At 69.6% G+C, this 3124-nt stretch carries 3 protein-coding genes; all 3 read right to left on the bottom strand.

Features of this window, described 5'->3' with window-relative positions:
- Nucleotides 1-136: 136 nt before the first annotated feature.
- The gene (locus tag GT042_RS15705) at nt 137-1576 is read right to left on the bottom strand and encodes a hypothetical protein (RefSeq protein ID WP_161309334.1); all 1440 of its coding nucleotides are present in this window, start codon (nt 1574-1576) and stop codon (nt 137-139) included.
- Nucleotides 1573-1926, bottom strand: coding sequence for a hypothetical protein (locus GT042_RS15710; RefSeq protein ID WP_161309335.1), 354 nt, complete (start codon nt 1924-1926; stop codon nt 1573-1575). Before GT042_RS15710 ends, GT042_RS15705 begins: the two co-directional genes overlap by 4 nt.
- 183 nt (nt 1927-2109) lie before the next feature.
- Nucleotides 2110-2997, bottom strand: a complete 888-nt coding sequence (locus tag GT042_RS15715) for a helix-turn-helix transcriptional regulator (protein WP_202532833.1) — start codon at nt 2995-2997, stop codon at nt 2110-2112.
- Between the last annotated feature and the right edge of the window lie 127 nt (nt 2998-3124).

Consider the following 3124-nt stretch of genomic DNA (forward strand, 5'->3'; position numbering starts at 1 on the left):
TTCCCCCGTTCCCCCGTTCCCCTGCCCCCGGGTTGGCTTCCCCGGGGTGGCTTCCCCGGCCGAAGAGGCCGGCAGCCGGGCCCCGTACGCGGACAACAGCCGCCGCCCCCCCCGGCTGAGCACGGCTGTCGCCCCCTCACCTCCCCGCAGCCGACCTCAGTCCCGATCCGGCCAGGCACGCCGCCGCCACCGAGGCCCCGAGGAGCGCCGTGTCCGCCGTACCGCGCTTGGCGAGCCCCGTACGTATCTCGTCCACCAGCGTGTGGAAAAGGAGCGCCCGCCGGGAATCGGCGAGCACGGCCACGGTCTCCGCGTCGACGCCCCAACTCCGCAGCGCACCCTCGTAGTTGCCACCGCTGGCGAGCCGCGCGCCGTCCGCCACCCAGCTCCCGGCGTCCTCGGCCATCCGCTCCATCAGCTCGACGAGCGAGTCCCGGGACCGGCTCTGGAGCCGGTCGAGGACGGTGATGGACCGCAGGTACTCCTGAGGCTGGGTCGACAACAGATCGGGCGACCGGTCGACCCACTCCCAGTCGAAGACCGGTGCGGAACCGTCGAACACCGCCGAGCGCTCCGTCGCGGTCAGCAGGGTGCCGAGGAAGAGCGTGGCGACCTGCTGCTCCCGCTCGTCGATCCGGTCGAGGAGCAACTTGGCCCGGATCCGCGCCGGCGGGTGGGTGGTGCCGCTGCGGACGAACAGCGCCTGCTCGGTCACATGGACCGCGAGCATCGCGACCAGCGGGCCCAGAACGGAGGAGAACTGTACGGCCGGTTCCGCCTCGGTGCCCACGAACTCGCGCTCGGACGCCCGTACGGTCGCCCGGTGGGCCAACAGGTCCGCGTCGAGTTCCAGACGCTGGTCGCCGGAGCACGCCGGAACGTGTTCACCGGGTGAGAAGGCGCTCATCGGGGTCCGGTGCCCCAGCACGTGGTGCGCGATCTCATGACCGATGACGAAACGGGCCGCCTGGAGCGTGACGAGGCTGCCGATCTCCATGACCAGCGGCTCCGCCCGGTGCCCCAGCTTCGCGGACTTCCCGTACACCCGCTGGTTCACGTTGTAGTAGCGCAACAGCGCGGTGAGTACGGCGGGATCACCACCCATCGCCCCCGCACGGGCCGCGCGGAGGGCCTCGAACAGTCCCCTGACCGGGCCGCGCGCACCGATCCGCGCCAGTCCGATCCCGGAGAACTGACCGTACAGACCGGCCAGCGTGAGAATCGAGTCCGAGACCTCCACCAGCCCCGATCCGTCGGCGAACGGTGTCATCTGGGCCGACACGTCGTCCTGCGGGAACGAGCAGACGAACACGGTGTCCAGCCGCTCCTGGGGGAAACCCAGGTCCCGCAGCGCCGTCTTCATCTCCTCGGTCACATGCCGCATCAACGCGGTAGCGGGGTCGTACGGTGACGGCCCCTCGCTCTTCCGCCACTCCGCCATGCTCGCGTCCAGCTGGCGGAGCGACTCGTGGTCGCCGAGCCTGGCCAGTTCCTCACGTATGTGCGCCAGCTGGTCGGTCCGGTTGACCAGCAGCCGGCGGAGCTTGCGTTCCGCCATCGACTCCCCGCCGCTCATGACGGCGCCGGGGCGTTCGCACAGAAGGATCCGAGACCGATACGGGCCACGAGCACGGCGAGCACGCCCGCGGTGGCGGGCTCCTCACCGAGGTGCTGGAGCACTTCGTACACCGCTGCCGTGTCCAGAACCCGGTCCGAGCCGGTGGTGCCGAGCAGGCCCTGGACCCGCTCCTGGTGGCAGATCTTGCGTTGCAGATCACGGTGCTTGTGCTCGAACCACTGCTTGCCGAAACGGCGGTTGGCGCCCCGGTCCGCCGGGGAGATGCCGAGTCCGTCGTCGAGGAGGCCGGCGCCGAGCAGCTCGAACAGTTCGTCGTCGGTCTTGTCCAGGTAGAGATCGAGGGTCATGGAAGTGCGTCCCCTGTGTTCCGAACGGAAGGCCCGCCGCCCGCCGCGACGGCCTGCCACCACCGTGCCACCGGGCCCGGCGCGCGCCCATCCCTCGGAGGATGAGCGGTACGGGGCCGGCACTCACCCACCGGGTGAGTGCCGGAGGCCAGGAGCCCGGCTGCCCTATACGCCCTACACGCCCTAACGCGCGAGGTGCCGGCGGACGTCCTCGGCGACCTGCTCCCGGGTGGTCATCCCGTACTTCCGGTAGATGTTTTTGAGATGCGCCTTCACGGTGTTCGGGCTCCGGCCGGTCTCGGTGGCCAACTCCTGGTTCCCCAGCCCGTTCACCAGCAGCACGGCCACCCGCTGCTCCACCTCGGTCAGCGAGAGAAAGCGCTGCTCGGGCCCCTGGTCGGCCCACAGCGCCATCTCCATCAGCTCGGTCTGGGTCTGCTCACAGAGCCGAACGATCTCGTCAGGACCCAGAAGACCGCCCCCATCCCCTCCCGCTCCCTCTCCGGCCTCCTCCACCATGCGCCGGGCGATGCCGTGGATCTCGGACAGCCGGGCGGCCATGTACTCGATGACATGGTCCGACGTGAGGGTCCGTGACACCCCACCGCCCGGCAGCAGCAGGAGAAAGGCCTCGGTGTCCTCCTTCTCGCGGGTCAGGACCCGCGCCAGTAACCCGGTGAGCCACTCGAACGAACGAACGGCGTTGTCGTCGAAGGCGCCCGCGGTGTAGCTGTGCATGGACACCATCCCGAACAGCACGTCACGAGAGCCCGGTTCGGTCCGGAACATCGGTACGGTGACCGCGTCGGCCGACCGCCTGCGGGTGTCCCCGAACGACATGCCCGCGTTCAGCACCGCGCCGTTGTCGTAGGCGAAGCGATAGGTCTGCCGGTGCTTGACCAGCCAGGCCGTCTGCCCGCTCGGCCCGTAGGTGTGGGAGGTGGGGTCGTCGAAGACGGCCCCCTCATACCCGTACGGAAAGCGCACGCGGTTGGCCCCGTGCAGCAGCGCCACATAGAACGAGTCGAACGGCGCCAGCTTCGCCGCAGTAGCGCGAACGTAGTCGTACAAATCATACCGATCCCGAGCCAGCCCCCCACGCATCTTGTGATACGCCTCATGCAGGATCCCCAGACTCCTGGCGTCAACCCTCACCGGAACGTCCCCCATGCCCACCCCTCCCCACCCCCAAAACCAC

Source organism: Streptomyces sp. SID3212 (genome assembly GCF_009865405.1).
Taxonomy (GTDB): domain Bacteria; phylum Actinomycetota; class Actinomycetes; order Streptomycetales; family Streptomycetaceae; genus Streptomyces.